Below are 14,276 nucleotides of genomic sequence, written 5' to 3' on the forward strand. Positions count from 1 at the left end.
CGTCCACAGGCGGGCGGCGTGGGTCGACAGGCGAGGAACCCGTCGGGGAGCCTTGGGGCGTGAACGCCGAATCCGCTGCCGGGCCGGGGCGTGGCCGATCGTCTTGTGCGCCGCGTGTGGGTGCGTTGATCCGCGACGCTCGCATGGGCCGAGACCTCACCCTCAAGCAACTCGCGACGGCGTCGGGGGTCAGTGCCGCGACCGTGTCGGCGGTGGAACGGGCGAGCAAGGGCGGAGCCCGGCAATGGGTCGACAGGTGGCAGAGCTGGCAGGGGTCGTGCCTTGATCCGCGCGATACGGAATGTCCGCCGGCGCGGTACCGATGCAGGCACGGTGAGTTCCGGGTGCGGCTGGCCGGGGAACTCAGCCCGAAGGTCTGGGTTGAGCTGGAAGATCTTCCCGCGCCGGACCTGGCACCGGTCTCCCTTTCCGGCGCGTTCCGCTCTTGACCCGCGCCAGGTTGCCGGTCGTGCCGCTCACTGAGATCGAGACCGACGAAGCGTACGCGCGACGGGTGCTCGACCGCGTGCGAGAGCTCTCCGGCGGGCTTCCCCACCTGCGCACGGCCCCGGATTCGTGGGGCCGCGTCACCGGGGCATAGCGTGGGGACGCCGCCCGGCGTCCGCGGAGGCGGCACGACGGGCGATGGGTGGTGGACCGTGGTGGATGCCGGCGCGCTGCGGCGGTTGGGCGAGGAACGGATCGACTGGCGGTTCAAGGGCATGCCCGCCGACGCCGCCGGGATGACGGTGGCGGAGCTCGCGGCCGAGCGGCGGGATCTGTTCGACGGCGGCTTCCATCCGCCCCTCGTCGTGCTCGACGCCGCCGCGCTGGAGCACAACCTGGCGACCATGCGCGACTGGTGCGAGCGGCGCGGCGTACTGCTGGCGCCGCACGGCAAGACCACGATGGCCCCGCAGCTGTTCGCGCGGCAGCTCGAGCACGGCGCGTGGGGGATCACCGTCGCCAACTTCGCCCAGCTTCGCGTGGCGCGGGCGTTCGGTGTCCGGCGGGTCGTGGTCGCCAACCAGCTCGTCGACCCGGCCGGGCTGCGCTGGGTCGCCGGTGAGCTCGCGCGCGACCCGGAGTTCGCGCTGTACTGCTTCGCCGACTCGGTGCGCGGCGTCGAGATCATGGCGGCGGCGCTGCGCGGGGTGCCGCGGCCGGTGGACGTGCTGGTCGAGCTCGGGGCGCCGGACGGGCGCGCCGGCGTACGCGACGTCGCCACGGCCGAGGAGGTGGCCCGGGCGGTCCGGGGTGCGGACGGGCTCCGGCTCGCCGGGGTGGCCGGGTACGAAGGTGCGATCGCGCACGGTGCCACGCCGGAGAGCCTCGCGACGGTCGACCGCTACCTGCGGGACCTGCGCGACCTGGCCGGCCGGCTCGACCTGCCCGACGACGCCATCCTCAGCGCGGGCGGCAGCGCCTACTTCGACCAGGTCGCGGACGTGTTCGACGGCGCCCGCACCGTGCTTCGCAGCGGCGCCTACATCACCCACGACGACGGCTTCTACCGCGACGTCTCACCACTTCGCCGGGCCGGGGACACGCCGTTCAGGCCGGCGCTGCACGCGTGGGCACAGGTGACCTCCCGTCCCGAACCCGGCCTCGCGCTGCTCACCCTCGGCCGCCGCGACATCTCGTTCGACCAGGGCCTGCCGGAGCCGCACACCGTACGCCACGCCGACGGCTCCCGCTCGCCCGCGACCGGGAGCCGGGTGACCGCGCTCAACGACCAGCACGCGTTCCTGCGGCTCGGGTCCGGCACCACGGTGGAGGTGGGCGACTGGGTCGACTGCGGGGCTTCCCACCCGTGCACGGTGTTCGACAAGTGGCAGTTGCTTCCGGTCGTGGCCGGCGACACGGTGGTCGACCTGGTCCGCACCTGGTTCTGACCGGCTCGTACGGGAGGCTCCGCGTTGCGCGGACCCGCGGGTGAATGTCCGGTACCGGACACGGCATAGGCTCTTGATCATGATCGGCGAATGGCTCCGGAACGCGGGCGCGGTCACCGTGCTCACCGGGGCGGGCATCAGCACGGAGAGCGGCATTCCCGACTTCCGAGGTCCGCAGGGCGTGTGGACCAAGGACCCGCAGGCGGCCGCGATCGGGCAGGCGCTGGAGCCGGACGTCTTCGCCGCGGCGGAGCGGGCGGCGCGCGGGTGCGCCCTCTTTCTGGCGATCGGCTCCTCGCTCGGCGTGCAGCCGGCGGCCGGGCTCTGCGTGGAGGCGGTCGAGCGCGGCGCGCGGCTCGTCATCATCAACGCGCAGGAGACGCCGTACGACCGTCTCGCCGACGCCATCGTACGCGAGCCGATCAGCACAGTCCTGCCGACACTCGTGTCAGATACTTGTTGACGACGAATTCCAAGCGTGTGGTTTATGACCTCTTCCGCTTCGGGGTGCACTGGTGTCATGCTCTGACCGACCACATAACAAGGAGAGTTACATGGGTGACCTCGGGGGCGGACCACCCTCACTACGGGCGGGGGACAGGGTCGCCGTGGTCGCTCCGAGCTATCCCGCTGAGCCGGAGCGGCTCGAGCGCGGCTGCGCCGTGCTGCGTTCGTTCGGTCTCGAAGTGATGGTCGGCAAGCACGCGCTCGACCGCGCCCCGTCCGGCCTCGCCTACCTCGCCGGATCCGACGACGAACGCGCCGCCGACCTGCAGGCGGCATGGTGCGACCCGGCGATCTCTGCGGTGTTCTGCGCACGCGGCGGCTACGGCGCGGCCCGCGTGCTCGACCATCTCGACTGGGAGACGATGGCCCGCGCGGCGCCCAAGCTCTTCCACGGCTCCAGCGACATCACCGCCCTGCACGTCGCCTTCGCCCAGCGCCTCGGCGTGCCGACGTCCTTCGGGCCGATGGTCGTCTCCACCCTCGCCGACGGCGAGCCGGAGACGATCGCGTACCTGCGCGAGGCCCTGTTCGGAACGGACGTCACGGTGCGCGGCACTGGCACCCTGCGCGGCGGCCGGGCGCGGGGAACGCTGACGGGCGGCAACCTGGCGCTGCTCACGTCGTTGCTCGGCACTCCGCACGCCCCGGAGCCGGCCACGGGCCGCATCGCGTTCATCGAAGACGTCAACGAGGCGCCGTACCGCGTCGATCGCATGCTGACCCAGCTCCTTCAGGCGGGCTGGTTCGAGGGCGTCGCCGGCATCGTGCTCGGCACCTGGATCGGCTGCGGCGACCTCGAGGCGGTCTTCGCCGACCGCCTCGTGCCGATCGGCGTGCCGATCCTGGCGGGCGTCCCGGTCGGCCACGGTCCCGGGCAGCGTACGATCCGGCTCGGCGCCGACGTGGAGCTCGACGCGGACGCGCGGGTGCTCGGCCCCGGCACGGGCGGCGGCGCGGAGGGGCCTTCCCACCCTGGCGAGGAGACACCGTGACCACCTTCGAGAGGCGCGACCGCAGGTCCACCACGGCCGCCGGCTCCGACCCCGCTCTCGACTCGCTCGTGGTGCTGGTCGCCGAGAGTCACGGTTACGGCTGCCGTGCGGTTCCCGGTGACGTGATGCTCCTCGACGGCCCGCAGCGGCTGCACATCGGCATGCGCAACCTGCGCCAGCTCGCCCGGCAGGTGCCGCGCGACGACTGGCCGGCGCTGGTCGCCGACCACGTCGGCACGATCATCACCGCGATCGAAGAACCACTGGACCTCAGCGACTTCGCGCTCGTACGCGGGCTGCTGCGCTCGCGCATCTACCCGGCCGAGGCCCGCACCGGCCGGCTGATCTCCCGGCCGTTCGCGCCCGGCCTGATCGAGGCGATCGTCGCCGACACGCCCACGACCGTGCGCACGGTCGTCACCGACGACGTGGTCGGCTGGCCGGTGACCGCCGATGAGCTGTTCGCGGTCGGCCGCGACGGCGTCCGCGCCGACGGCCCGCTCGAGTGCGACGTCATCGACGACACCGGCATCCGCGTGCTGGAGGGCTCGACGTTCTACGCCGCGACGCACCTGGTGTGGCTGGAGTCCTACCTCGACCCCGGCCCCTACGGCGCGCTCGCCGTCGCACCCACCCGCAGCACGATCGCCGCGTGCACGATCCGCAAGGACACCGCGCTGATCAGTGCCGAGCGCCTGCGCGCCTTCGCCGGCGACGCCCACGAGGACGGGCCCGGCTCCCTGACGCCGGAGCTGTTCTGGTGGCGCCGCGGCACGCTCACGCTGCTGGAGCGGGCGAACACCGGGCGGGCCGAGCTGCCGCACGAGTTCATGCGGTTCGTCGCCTCCCTTCCCTGATCCGCCGCCGCCCGGGGCTTGACCTTGACGCCGGTGTCACGGCCTAGCGTCGGTGGCGGCCATACGGATCAAGGGGAGAGACGATGATCGAACTGACGACCGACGACTTCGACGCGCAGGTACTCCACGGCGACCGGCCCGTGCTGGTCGACTTCTGGGCCGAGTGGTGCCCGCCGTGCCGGATGATCGCGCCGATCCTCGAGCAGGTGGAGGCGGAGTACGGCGACCGTCTCACCGTCGCCAAGATCAACGGCGACGACCACCCGGAGATCGCGCGCAGGTACGGGGTGCTCGGCTTCCCCACGCTGAACCTCTACCGCGACGGCGAGGTCGTCCACCAGATCGTGGGCGCCCGATCCAAGCGGGCCCTGCTCGCCGACCTGGAACCCCACCTCTGACCGCGCCGGCCGCCCGCGACGTGCCGCCGTCGCGGGAGCTCACGGCCCGATGACGCGCTCCACGAGTTCGGGCACCCACTCGACGTACTCGATCTCCGCGCCGCCGGGATGGCGGGCGTAGAGGAACCGCCCGGTGGCGCTGGTGGACTCCGGCGTGGTGATCCGCGCCCTGGCCCGCCGGAGCGCGGCGGTCACCTCGTCGAGGTCAAGGACGATCGCGGTCGCGGTCGCGTGGGCGTACCGGGCGCGCTCGCGCGGCGGTCCGGCGATGAGGAGGAAGTCGCCGACGGCGGTGAGCTCGACACCGTCGAAGGCGAAGCGCAGGTCCGGTTCCGCGCCGGTGAGGTCGCGGAGCAGGGGCAGAACCTGGTCGGTGTCGTCCGCCCACAGGCGGGCGTAGGTCTTCAGGACGGTCATCGCCGCATCACTCTCCTTCGGTTACTGGGGAACCGTAGGAAAGTAGGCTGTGAGGTGCAAGAACGCACTTTTCAGTGAGAGAGGCACCCCAAGGTGAGCATCACCCGATCGCCGGACGACGGTGACCTGACCCGCGCCGACTCCCTGGCACGCGAGATCTTCGCCGACGTCGCCAACAAGTGGGCGTTGCTGATCATCAACGTGCTCGGGGAGCGGACCCTCCGCTTCGGCGAACTGCACGCCGAGGTGGGCGGCATCAGCCACAAGATGCTGACGCAGACCCTGCGGGTCCTCGAACGCGACGGCCTGGTCGAGCGAACCGTCCACCCGACGGTGCCGCCACGCGTGGACTACGTCCTCACCGGGCCCGGCCAGGCGCTGCGCGCCATGGTCAACGGCATGTGCGGCTGGACCCGGCGGCACCTGACCCACATAGAGGAGGCCCGCCGCCGGTTCGACGCGGCCCGGCCGACCGCCTGAGAGGGCGGCCGGGCCGGGGCGCGTGCGACAAGGCTCCTGGCTAGGGCCGGGCGGCGGCGTGGCGGGCGCCGCGCAGGCCGTCGTGGCCTTCGAGGTCGTAGGCGGTAAGGACCAGGGGCACGTGGCTGAACGCCTGCGGGAAGTTGCCGACCTGGCGCTTCAGCCGCGGGTCGTACTCCTCGGCGAGCAGGCCCACGTCGTTGCGCAGGTCCAGCAGCCGCTCGAACAGGTCCCGCGCCTCCTTGGCGCGGCCGATCTGCTGCAGCGCGCCCGCCAGCCAGAAGCTGCACGCGAGGAACGCGCCCTCGCGGCCGGGCAGGCCGTCGACGCCGTGCTCGTCGTCGCCCGTGGCGTACCGCTGGACGAACCCGTCGCTGGTCAGCTCGCGCTGCACCGCCTCCACCGTGCCGATGACCCGGGGGTCGTTCGGGGGCAGGAAGCCGACGCGAGGGATGAGCAGCAGCGCCGCGTCCAGCTCGCGTGAGCCGTACGACTGGGTGAACGTGCCGCGTTCGGCGTCGAAGCCCTTCGCGCAGACCTCACGGTGGATCTCGTCGCGCAGCGCGCGCCACCGCTCGACCGGGCCGCGCCGGTCGAAGTTCTCCACCATGCGGACCGCGCGGTCCACCGCCACCCACGTCATGACCTTGGAGTGGACGAAGTGCCGCCGTGGCCCGCGGACCTCCCACAGCCCCTCGTCCGGGTCGCTCCAGTGCCGCTCGACGAAACCCATCATCGAGCTCTGCAGCGACCAGGCGTGCCGTTCCTGCTGGATGCCGCTGTTGAGGGCGAGGAACAGCGAGTCGGCGACCTCGCCGTAGACGTCGAGCTGGAGCTGTTTGGCCGCGGAGTTGCCGACGCGGACCGGACGGGAGTTCTCATAGCCCGCCAGCCAGTCCAGCTCGTACTCCTCCAGCCGGCGCTCGCCGGCCACGCCGTACATGATCTGCAGGTCCTCGGCGCTGCCGGCGACCGCGCGCATCAGCCACGACCGCCAGGCCTTGGCCTCGTCGCGGTAGCCGCTGCGCAGCAGCGCTTCGAGGGTCATCGTGGCGTCGCGCAGCCAGCAGAAGCGGTAGTCCCAGTTGCGCACACCGCCGACCGCCTCGGGCAGGGAGGTCGTGGCCGCCGCGACGATGCCGCCGGTCGGTTCGTACGTCAGCGCCTTCAGCGTGGCGAGCGAGCGGACGACGGCGTCGCGGTAGGGGCCGGAGTAGGTGCACTGCGCGGCCCACTCGGTCCAGAAGCGTTCGGTGCCGGCGAGTGCCTCGTACGGGTCGACGTCGCGCGGGGCCGGCAGATGCGAGGGATGCCACGTGAACACGAACGGCAGCGAGTCGCCCTCGCAGACGACGAACGTCGCGCGGTGGGCGAAGTCGCGGCCCTCCAGCTCGACCGGGCTGCGCAGCCACACCGAGTCGGGGCCGGCGATGCCGGCGAGGTGGTCGCCGATCCGCCGCATCCACGGGATGGCCCGGCCGTAGTCGAATCGGATGCGCAGGTCCAGCCGCATCGGCACCCGCCCGGAGACGCCCTCGATGATGCGAACGACGTCCGCCGCCTCACCGCGCTCGGGCATGAAGTCGACGACGCGGACGGTGCCCTCCGGGGTCTCCCACTCGGTCTCGAGGATGAGCGTGTCGCCCCGGTACCGCCGCCGGGTCGCCTTGCCGCCGGCCACCGGCGCGATCTGCCAACGGCCGTTGCCGGGGTCGCCGAGCAGGCCGGCGAAGCAGGCGGGCGAGTCGAGCCGGGGAAGGCACAGCCAGTCGATCGAACCGTCCAGCCCTACGAGAGCACAGCTGAACAGATCACCGATGAGCGCATAGTCCTCGATGGGCGCAGACAATGCGATTCCCCCTTGTCGTGGCTGATATCGACCCAGTGCGTACGGTAACGCGGCGCCGCGCCCCGTACCCGGCGAATCTGCCGACCTGACCGGCTGTTTACCTATGTCGATGACGGTAAGTAATCAGACCGTCGCCGTTCTGGTGGATCGCCTCGTCGCAGGCCGGAACGGCACCGGATCGGGGGCGGCGGAATGGGCAGGACCGACGAGACCGTGCGCAGCCTGGTGCCCGCCCGGATCGACCGGCTGCCCTGGTCGCGGTTCCACACCCGGATGATCGCCGCGCTCGGCGTCGCGTGGATCCTGGACGGGCTCGAGGTGCAGATCGCCAGCATCGTCGGGCCGGTGCTCCAGCGTGCGGACACCCTTCGGCTGAGCTCGGGCGAGGTCGGCTTCGCCGGGACGGTCTTCCTGCTCGGCGAGGTGCTGGGCGCGCTGGTCTTCGGCCGGATCTCGGACCGGCTCGGCCGGCGCCGGCTGTTCATCGTCACGCTCGGGCTCTACCTGGCCGCCAACGCCCTGACCGCGCTGTCCTTCGGTTACTCGATCTTCCTGGTCTTCCGGTTCGCGGCCGGGGCCGGGATCGGCGGGGAGTACGCCGCGATCCACTCCGCGATCGACGAGCTCATCCCCGCGCGGTACCGCGGCCGGGTCGACCTCGCCGTCAGCGGCACCTACTGGTTCGGCGCGATCCTCGCCTCGCTCGGCGAGTACGTGCTGCTCAACCCCCGCCTGCTGCCGCCGGACGTCGGCTGGCGCATCGGGTTCCTCATCGGACCGCTGATCGGCGTCGCCATCTGGGGCCTGCGCCGCACGCTGCCGGAGAGCCCGCGCTGGCAGCTCATGCACGGCCGCGCCCGCGAGGCGGAGCGTACGCTGGCGGGGATCGAACGCGAGGTCGCGGCGTCCGGGGGGCGCCTGCCCCCGGTCGACGAGAGCCGCTACATCGAGGTGCGAGCGCGCGAGCAGGTGCCATTCACGCTGGTGGCGCGGACGCTGTTCCGCGACTACCCCAAGCGCTCGGTGCTCGGCGCGACCCTGATGATCAGCCAGTCGCTCCTCTACAACGCGATCTTCTTCACGTACGGGCTGGTGCTCAAGCACTTCTACGGCGTCGCCGACCACGACGTGCCCAAGTACTTCTTCGCGTTCGCCGTGGGCAACCTGCTGGGTCCGCTGCTCATCGGCCGGCTGTTCGACACGATCGGCCGCCGGCAGATGATCTCCGGCACGTACCTCGTCGCGGGCGCGCTGATGGCCGTCAGCGGTTACCTGTTCGAACGCGGCCTGCTGACCGCCTTCACCCAGACCGTGATGTGGTCGGTGATCTTCTTCATCGCGTCGGCGGCGGCCAGTTCGGGCTATCTGACGGTCAGCGAGATCTTCCCGATGGAGCTGCGCGCCCAGGCGATCGCCCTGTTCTTCGCGATCGCCCAGGTGTTCGGCTCGTTCGGCCCGGCGATCCTCGGCTCGCTGATCGGCGAGCAGGCGCATCCGGACCGGACCCGCCTGTTCGTCGCCTACCTGGTCGCCTCCGGGGTGATGGGCGCCGCCGGGGTGGTGGCGGCGTTCTGGGGCGTACGGGCCGAGCGCGCCTCGCTGGAGGACGTCGCCGCGCCCCTGTCGTCGGTACGCCGCCCGAGCGACCGGCTCGATCCCGGCGGCTGAGTCGCCGCCGCGGGGGATCGCCCGACCGTCAGCCGTGGCAGGAAGAGCTGGGTGAGCGGGCCGATCGCCACGGCGTACAGCAGCGTGCCTGCCCCGACGGTGCCGCCGAGGGCCCAGCCGAGCACCAGTACGCTCACCTCGATGCCGGTGCGCACGACCCGTACGGAGTGGCCGCGCGCCGCGAGACCGGTCATCAGCCCGTCGCGCGGGCCCGGACCCAGGCCCGCCCCGATGTAGCAGCCGGTCGCGAAGCCGCCGACGAGGATGGCCGCGACCAGGTACGCCGAGCGCAGCGGAAGGCCGTGCGGGTCGGGCAGCAGCCAGAGGAACAGGTCGGCGAACACGCCGATGAGGACGACGTTGCTGATCGTGCCGAGCCCGGGACGCTGCCGTAGCGGGATCCACAGCAGCATGACCAGCGCGCCGGCGATGATGATCCAGGTGCCGATCGACAGGCCGGTCTGACGCGCGAGGCCCTGGTGGAGCGTGTCCCAGGGGTCGTTGCCCAGCCGCGAGGCGACCTGCAGGGCGATGCCGAGGCCGTACAGGGCCAATCCGACGTACAGCTGGGCCAATCTGCGGATGAGCACGTGGGTTCCCCTTCGTCTGTGCGCGCCGAGGCCATTACGACAGAAGAGTGGCTTGAAAGATAAGGGCCAATCAGGAAAAGTGGCCTTATGTCGACCAGGTCCATCAACGCGGCCAACCTCGCGCGGCTCCTCGGCGGACCGCCCCCGGAGCGGCCGTACTACGCCGCGATCGCCGCCGCGCTGCGCGGCCTCGTGCTCGACGGCCGCCTGCCGCTGCGCACGCGGCTGCCCGCCGAGCGCGACCTGGCCGCCGCCCTCGGCGTGAGCCGCACGACGGTCACCTCGGCCTACGACGCGCTGCGCGCGGACGGGTACGTCGAGAGCCGCCAGGGCGCCGGGAGCTGGACCGCGCTGCCGAACGGCACGCCCCCGTCCGCCCGTCACGCGTTCGCCGAGGACCGCACGCTCATCGACCTCGCCTGCGTGGCGCCCGCCGCGCCGCCCGGCTTCGACGAGTGCGTCGCCGCCGCCGTCGCGGAACTGCCACGCCACACCGGCGGACCCGGGTACGAGCCGCTGGGTCTGGCCGTCCTGCGCCGGGCGATCGCCGAGCGGTACACCGCGCGCGGGGTCCCGACCCTGCCCGAGCAGATCCTCGTGACCACCGGCGGGCAGCACGCCCTGTATCTGGTGCTGCAGACCTTCGTACGGCCCGGCGACGCCGTCCTCGTCGAGTCGCCGACGTATCCGCACGCGCTCGACGCGCTCCGCCTCGCCCGTGCCCGGCTCGTGCCCGCCGGCGTCAACGCGGGCTGGGACCTGGAGCTGATCGCCGGCGGCATGCGGCAGGGCGCGGCCCGGCTGGCGTACCTGATCCCCGACTTCCAGAACCCCACCGGCCGCCTCATGGGCGACGACGACCGCGCGGCGCTCGTGGCCACCGCCCGCGCCACGGGCGCGTACGTGGTGAGCGACGAGACCTTCACCGAACTCGCCGTCGACGACGTGCCACGCCCGAGGCCGCTCGCCGCGCACGACACCGACGGCCGCGTGATCAGCATCGGCTCGGTGTCCAAGCTGATGTGGGGCGGCCTGCGGATCGGCTGGATCCGCGCCGGGCAGGCGCTGGTGCGGCGGCTCGCCGAGGCGCGCGACGCGGTCGACCTGGCCAGCCCCGTACTCGAACAGCTCATCGTCACCGAGCTGCTCGGCCGCGTCGAGCCGATCGTCGCGGCCCGCCGCGCGGTTCTGCGGGAGCGGCGTGAGGCCCTGGTCGCCGCGCTGCGCGAGGAACTGCCGGATTGGGCGTTCACCGTCCCGCCGGGCGGCCTGTCGCTGTGGGTCCGGCTGCCGGGCATCTCGAGCACGGCCCTCGCCGCGGCGGCCGCGCCCCACGGCCTGCACATCGTCCCGGGCACCGCCTTCGGGGTGGACGGGATCCTGGACGACCACCTGCGCGTGCCGTACGTCCTGCCGCCGCAGGAGCTGCGCGAGGCCGTCACCCGCCTGGCCGCCGCCCGGAGCGGCGCGGCCGTCGCCCAGCCGCCCCGGCCCGCCTACGTGTAGAACGCGTCGCGGCTACAGCCCGGCGATGATCGCGGCGAGCAGGGCCGCGCGTTCGGCGAGCGCGGGCACCGCGATCGACTCGTCCTCCGCGTGGGCGCCCCGGCCGCGCGGGCCGAAGCCGTCGAGCGTGGGCAGGCCGAGCGAGCCCGGCAGGTTCGTGTCGCCCGCGCCCGCCGCCGGGCGGCCGGTGATCCGCTGACCCAGCGCCGCCCCGATCCGCGTGACGCTCTCCAGCAGCGGGTTCTCGTCGCGTTCGGGCCAGGTCGGGCGGCTCGACAGCACCGTGGCCGTCACGACGGCGCCCGGCCGGCGCGCCCGGGCTCCGGTCAGCGCGTCGAGCACCCGACGTTCGGCCTCGGCGGAGGCGAACCGGAGCCCGATCTCGGCCGAGGCGCTCCCGGCGACGACGTTGGCCCGGCTGCCGCCCTCGATCCGCCCGACGTTGAACAGGGTCGTGCCGTCGTCGGGCACCGCCGCGCGCGCCGCCGCCACTTGGTCCAGCAGCTCGTCGATGGCGGAGATCCCCTTGCCGGGGTCGAGCGCCGCGTGCGCCTCACGCCCGCGAACGCTCAGCAGGACACGGGTGCTCCCGCGGCGCGCGCTCTTCAGCGCGCCGTCCGGGTGCGGCGACTCCAGGCCGAGCACGGCCACCGCCCCGTCGAGATGGCGTTCCACCACCGTGCGGCCGCGCGGGCTGCCCACCTCCTCGTCGGAGACGGTGACCAGGCGCACCCGCCGCGCCGGCGCCGCGCCCGCCGTCTCCAGCGCGCGCATCGCCATCTCCACCGCGACCAGGCCGCTCTTCATGTCCAGAGTGCCCGGCCCGGCGATGGTCGCCCCGTCGTCGGTGTACGGCATGGTCGCCAGCCGCCCGACCGGCCAGACCGTGTCGTAGTGGCCGACCAGGAGCAGATGCGGGCCGTCCTGCGGGCCGAAGTCGGTGACGAGGTGGCCGTCGTCGCGGTAGACGCGGCCGCCCGCCTCCCGCTGCCCGGCCTCGATCAGGTCGGCGCATCGGGCGAGCGCCTCGGCGTCACCGGACGGCGACTCGGCGAGCGCGTACGCGCGCAGCCGTTCCCGGCCGAAGGGGAGCAGGTCGGTCGCCGCCGCGGTCAGGCGTCGCGCCAGGTCGTTGTCCATGGATTTGATACTAAACTTGCCGTGAAATCGCCGTACTGATCGTCATTTGCCGTAGAAGAGAAGATTTTGACACTCTCCCCGCCGATCACCGTGCGACCTCTCACCACCGCCGCCGAGATGCGCGCGGGCGTGGAGGTCTACCGCACCGCGTTCGCACTGTCCGCCACCGACCCGGCGGTCAGCCCACGGCTGCTCGCCGCGCTCTCGCGCAACGCCGGCTCGGTGATCGGCGCCTTCGCCGGGGAGGACCTCGTCGGCTTCACGTACGGCTTCCTCGGCTCGGACACCACGACGGTCTACCACTACTCGCAGGTCGCGGCGGTGCTGCCCGGCTGGCAGGGCCGGGGCATCGGCCGTACGCTCAAGTTCAGCCAGCGGGACTACGTCCTGTCCACCGGTGTGACCGTCATGCGCTGGGCCTTCGACCCGGTGCGCACGCACAACGCCCATTTCAACTTCGACGTGCTCGGCGCCACGGGCCGCTGGTTCACCCGCGACCTGTACGGCGTCGAGGACTCCGGCCGCGATCCCGGCATGCGCACCGACCGGCTGATCGTCGAGTGGGACCTGCTGGCGGACGCCTCGCGTGACCTGCCGCGCCCGCCGCACGTCGGCTGGGGCGAGACCCGCCGGGAGGCCGGCGGTGACGTGCTGGTCGGCATGCCGCGCGACTGGGACGGCCTGGTCGCCCGCGACCGGGCCGCGGCGTACCACCTGCGGGACGACGTCGCCGACGCCCTGACCCGGCTGACCGGGGAGGGGCTGCAGGCGATCTCCTGCAGTGTCTGCGACGGTCACACGGCCGTCTACCGTTTCCGCCCGAGCCGCGAGGAGAGCTGAGTGCCGCGCGTGACCACGGTCGAGGCGTTCCGGCTGAGCCTGCCGCTCGTCCACGCCTTCCAGACGAGTTCCCACCGCAAGACCCACCTCGAGCACATCCTCGTCCGCGTCGCCGACGCGGACGGCGCCGTCGGCTGGGGCGAGATCGCCTCGCCCAGCGACCCGTACTACTGCTCGGAGACGGTCGACATCTGCTGGCTGACGCTCCAGCGGTACCTCGCGCCGGCCCTGCGCGGCGCCGACTGGGACCACCCGGCCCAGGTCCGCGCGCTCTGGAAGCGGGTCCGCGGCCACCACTTCGCCAAGGCCGGCCTGGACATCGCCTGCTGGGACCTGTGGTCGCGGGCGGCCGGCACGCCGCTCGCCCGCGCGCTCGGCGGCGACCGCCGGGCCATCGAGGCGGGCGTGAGCCTGGGCATCGAACCGACGATCGACGATCTGCTCGTCCAGGTGGGCCGGTACGCCGCGGAGGGCTACCGCCGGATCAAGCTCAAGATCGCGCCCGGCTGGGACGTCGAGCCCGTGCGCGCCGTGCGTGCGGCCCATCCCGGCCTGCCGCTGCACGTGGACGCCAACGGCGCCTACGGCGAGGACCAGTCCGAGGTCTTCACCGCGCTCGACCGCTTCGGCCTGACCATGATCGAGCAACCGTACGCGCCGGGCGCCCTGGCCGCGCACGCCCGTCTCCAGGCGCGTCTGGAGACGCCGGTCTGTCTCGACGAGTCCGTGGACGACCTGGACCAGCTCGACACGGCACTGGGGCTCGGCGCGGGACGCGTCCTCAACATCAAGGTCTCGCGGATGGGCGGCCTGACCGTGGCGGGCATCGCGCACGACCGCGCCGTCGAGGCGGGCTGGCGCGTGTGGTGCGGGGGCATGCACGAGTTCGGCGTGGGCCGTGCGGCCAACGTGGCGATCGCCGCGCTGCCCGGGTTCACGCTGCCCAGCGACGTGTCCGGCTCGGACAAGTACTACGCCCACGACGTGGTGGAACCCCCGATTCGCGCGACGGAGGGACGAGTGCCGGTGCCGGAGACGCCCGGCCTGGGCCACGAGATCGACGAGCCGCTCGTCCGCCGTCTCGCCTCGGCGACCCTGACCGTCTGAGCCCGGACCCCTGCCCGGCGCGTGCCGGCG

15 protein-coding genes and 1 pseudogene are annotated in these 14,276 nt (G+C 72.8%); 12 read left to right on the top strand and 4 right to left on the bottom strand.

Translation table 11 applies throughout. The annotated features are described in order from the left end of the window. The first annotated feature begins 59 nt into the window (after positions 1–59). The 7 genes from ACQEV1_RS25260 to trxA all read left to right on the top strand — a co-directional run bounded on the left by ACQEV1_RS25260 (position 60) and on the right by trxA (position 4,649). The gene (locus ACQEV1_RS25260) at positions 60–449 is read left to right on the top strand and encodes a helix-turn-helix domain-containing protein (protein ID WP_433396503.1); all 390 of its coding nucleotides are present in this window, start codon (positions 60–62) and stop codon (positions 447–449) included. A 20-nt stretch (positions 450–469) separates the two neighbouring features. Next, the gene (locus tag ACQEV1_RS25265) at positions 470–601 is read left to right on the top strand and encodes a hypothetical protein (protein ID WP_433396505.1); all 132 of its coding nucleotides are present in this window, start codon (positions 470–472) and stop codon (positions 599–601) included. Positions 602–659: 58 nt separating this feature from the next. Continuing rightward, complete coding sequence (locus ACQEV1_RS25270; protein ID WP_285624884.1) at positions 660–1,895, top strand: amino acid deaminase; 1,236 nt, start codon at positions 660–662, stop codon at positions 1,893–1,895. Between the two features lie 79 nt (positions 1,896–1,974). Next, entirely contained in the window at positions 1,975–2,358 is a 384-nt protein-coding gene (locus ACQEV1_RS25275) for an SIR2 family NAD-dependent protein deacylase (RefSeq protein WP_433396507.1), read from the top strand. Positions 2,359–2,449: 91 nt separating this feature from the next. Beyond that, positions 2,450–3,394, top strand: a complete 945-nt coding sequence (locus ACQEV1_RS25280) for a S66 peptidase family protein (RefSeq protein WP_433396509.1) — start codon at positions 2,450–2,452, stop codon at positions 3,392–3,394. Further along, the gene (locus tag ACQEV1_RS25285) at positions 3,391–4,251 is read left to right on the top strand and encodes a hypothetical protein (RefSeq protein ID WP_285583406.1); all 861 of its coding nucleotides are present in this window, start codon (positions 3,391–3,393) and stop codon (positions 4,249–4,251) included. Before ACQEV1_RS25280 ends, ACQEV1_RS25285 begins: the two co-directional genes overlap by 4 nt. Before the next feature lie 83 nt (positions 4,252–4,334). Next, positions 4,335–4,649: a thioredoxin gene (gene trxA, locus ACQEV1_RS25290; RefSeq protein WP_285624878.1), complete on the top strand. Its 315-nt coding sequence runs from the start codon at positions 4,335–4,337 to the stop codon at positions 4,647–4,649. Positions 4,650–4,688: 39 nt separating this feature from the next. On the opposite strand, the gene ACQEV1_RS25295 is transcribed toward trxA, so the two are convergent. Then, the gene (locus ACQEV1_RS25295) at positions 4,689–5,066 is read right to left on the bottom strand and encodes a hypothetical protein (RefSeq protein ID WP_433396512.1); all 378 of its coding nucleotides are present in this window, start codon (positions 5,064–5,066) and stop codon (positions 4,689–4,691) included. A 93-nt stretch (positions 5,067–5,159) separates the two neighbouring features. Here ACQEV1_RS25295 and ACQEV1_RS25300 point away from each other — a divergent pair, with 93 nt between their 5' ends. Beyond that, complete coding sequence (locus ACQEV1_RS25300; protein ID WP_433396514.1) at positions 5,160–5,546, top strand: winged helix-turn-helix transcriptional regulator; 387 nt, start codon at positions 5,160–5,162, stop codon at positions 5,544–5,546. Positions 5,547–5,586: 40 nt separating this feature from the next. On the opposite strand, the gene ACQEV1_RS25305 is transcribed toward ACQEV1_RS25300, so the two are convergent. Further along, positions 5,587–7,395, bottom strand: a complete 1,809-nt coding sequence (locus tag ACQEV1_RS25305; protein ID WP_285624869.1) for a glycoside hydrolase family 15 protein — start codon at positions 7,393–7,395, stop codon at positions 5,587–5,589. A 192-nt stretch (positions 7,396–7,587) separates the two neighbouring features. On the opposite strand from ACQEV1_RS25305, the gene ACQEV1_RS25310 reads away from it, so the two are divergent. Then, positions 7,588–9,063 carry an MFS transporter gene (locus tag ACQEV1_RS25310; protein ID WP_433396516.1) on the top strand — a complete coding sequence of 492 codons (1,476 nt, stop codon included), beginning with the start codon at positions 7,588–7,590 and terminating at the stop codon, positions 9,061–9,063. A gap of 16 nt (positions 9,064–9,079) precedes the next feature. On the opposite strand, the pseudogene ACQEV1_RS25315 reads toward ACQEV1_RS25310, so the two are convergent. Beyond that, positions 9,080–9,653: pseudogene (locus ACQEV1_RS25315) on the bottom strand (YczE/YyaS/YitT family protein); the annotation flags it as partial. Between the two features lie 87 nt (positions 9,654–9,740). Between ACQEV1_RS25315 and ACQEV1_RS25320 the strand changes: the two are divergent. Continuing rightward, entirely contained in the window at positions 9,741–11,159 is a 1,419-nt protein-coding gene (locus ACQEV1_RS25320) for a PLP-dependent aminotransferase family protein (protein ID WP_285624860.1), read from the top strand. A gap of 12 nt (positions 11,160–11,171) precedes the next feature. Here ACQEV1_RS25320 and ACQEV1_RS25325 read toward each other — a convergent pair whose 3' ends face one another. Next, positions 11,172–12,299 (bottom strand): M20/M25/M40 family metallo-hydrolase, encoded by a 1,128-nt coding sequence (locus tag ACQEV1_RS25325; protein WP_433396518.1) that lies wholly within the window; start codon positions 12,297–12,299, stop codon positions 11,172–11,174. Between the two features lie 66 nt (positions 12,300–12,365). Here ACQEV1_RS25325 and ACQEV1_RS25330 point away from each other — a divergent pair, with 66 nt between their 5' ends. Beyond that, positions 12,366–13,139: a hypothetical protein gene (locus ACQEV1_RS25330; protein WP_433396520.1), complete on the top strand. Its 774-nt coding sequence runs from the start codon at positions 12,366–12,368 to the stop codon at positions 13,137–13,139. Next, positions 13,140–14,246: an o-succinylbenzoate synthase gene (menC, locus tag ACQEV1_RS25335; RefSeq protein ID WP_433396522.1), complete on the top strand. Its 1,107-nt coding sequence runs from the start codon at positions 13,140–13,142 to the stop codon at positions 14,244–14,246. It abuts the gene before it with no gap. Positions 14,247–14,276 lie beyond the last annotated feature (30 nt).

Source organism: Actinoallomurus sp. CA-142502, assembly GCF_050936355.1.
Classification (GTDB): Bacteria; Actinomycetota; Actinomycetes; order Streptosporangiales; family Streptosporangiaceae; genus Actinoallomurus; species Actinoallomurus iriomotensis.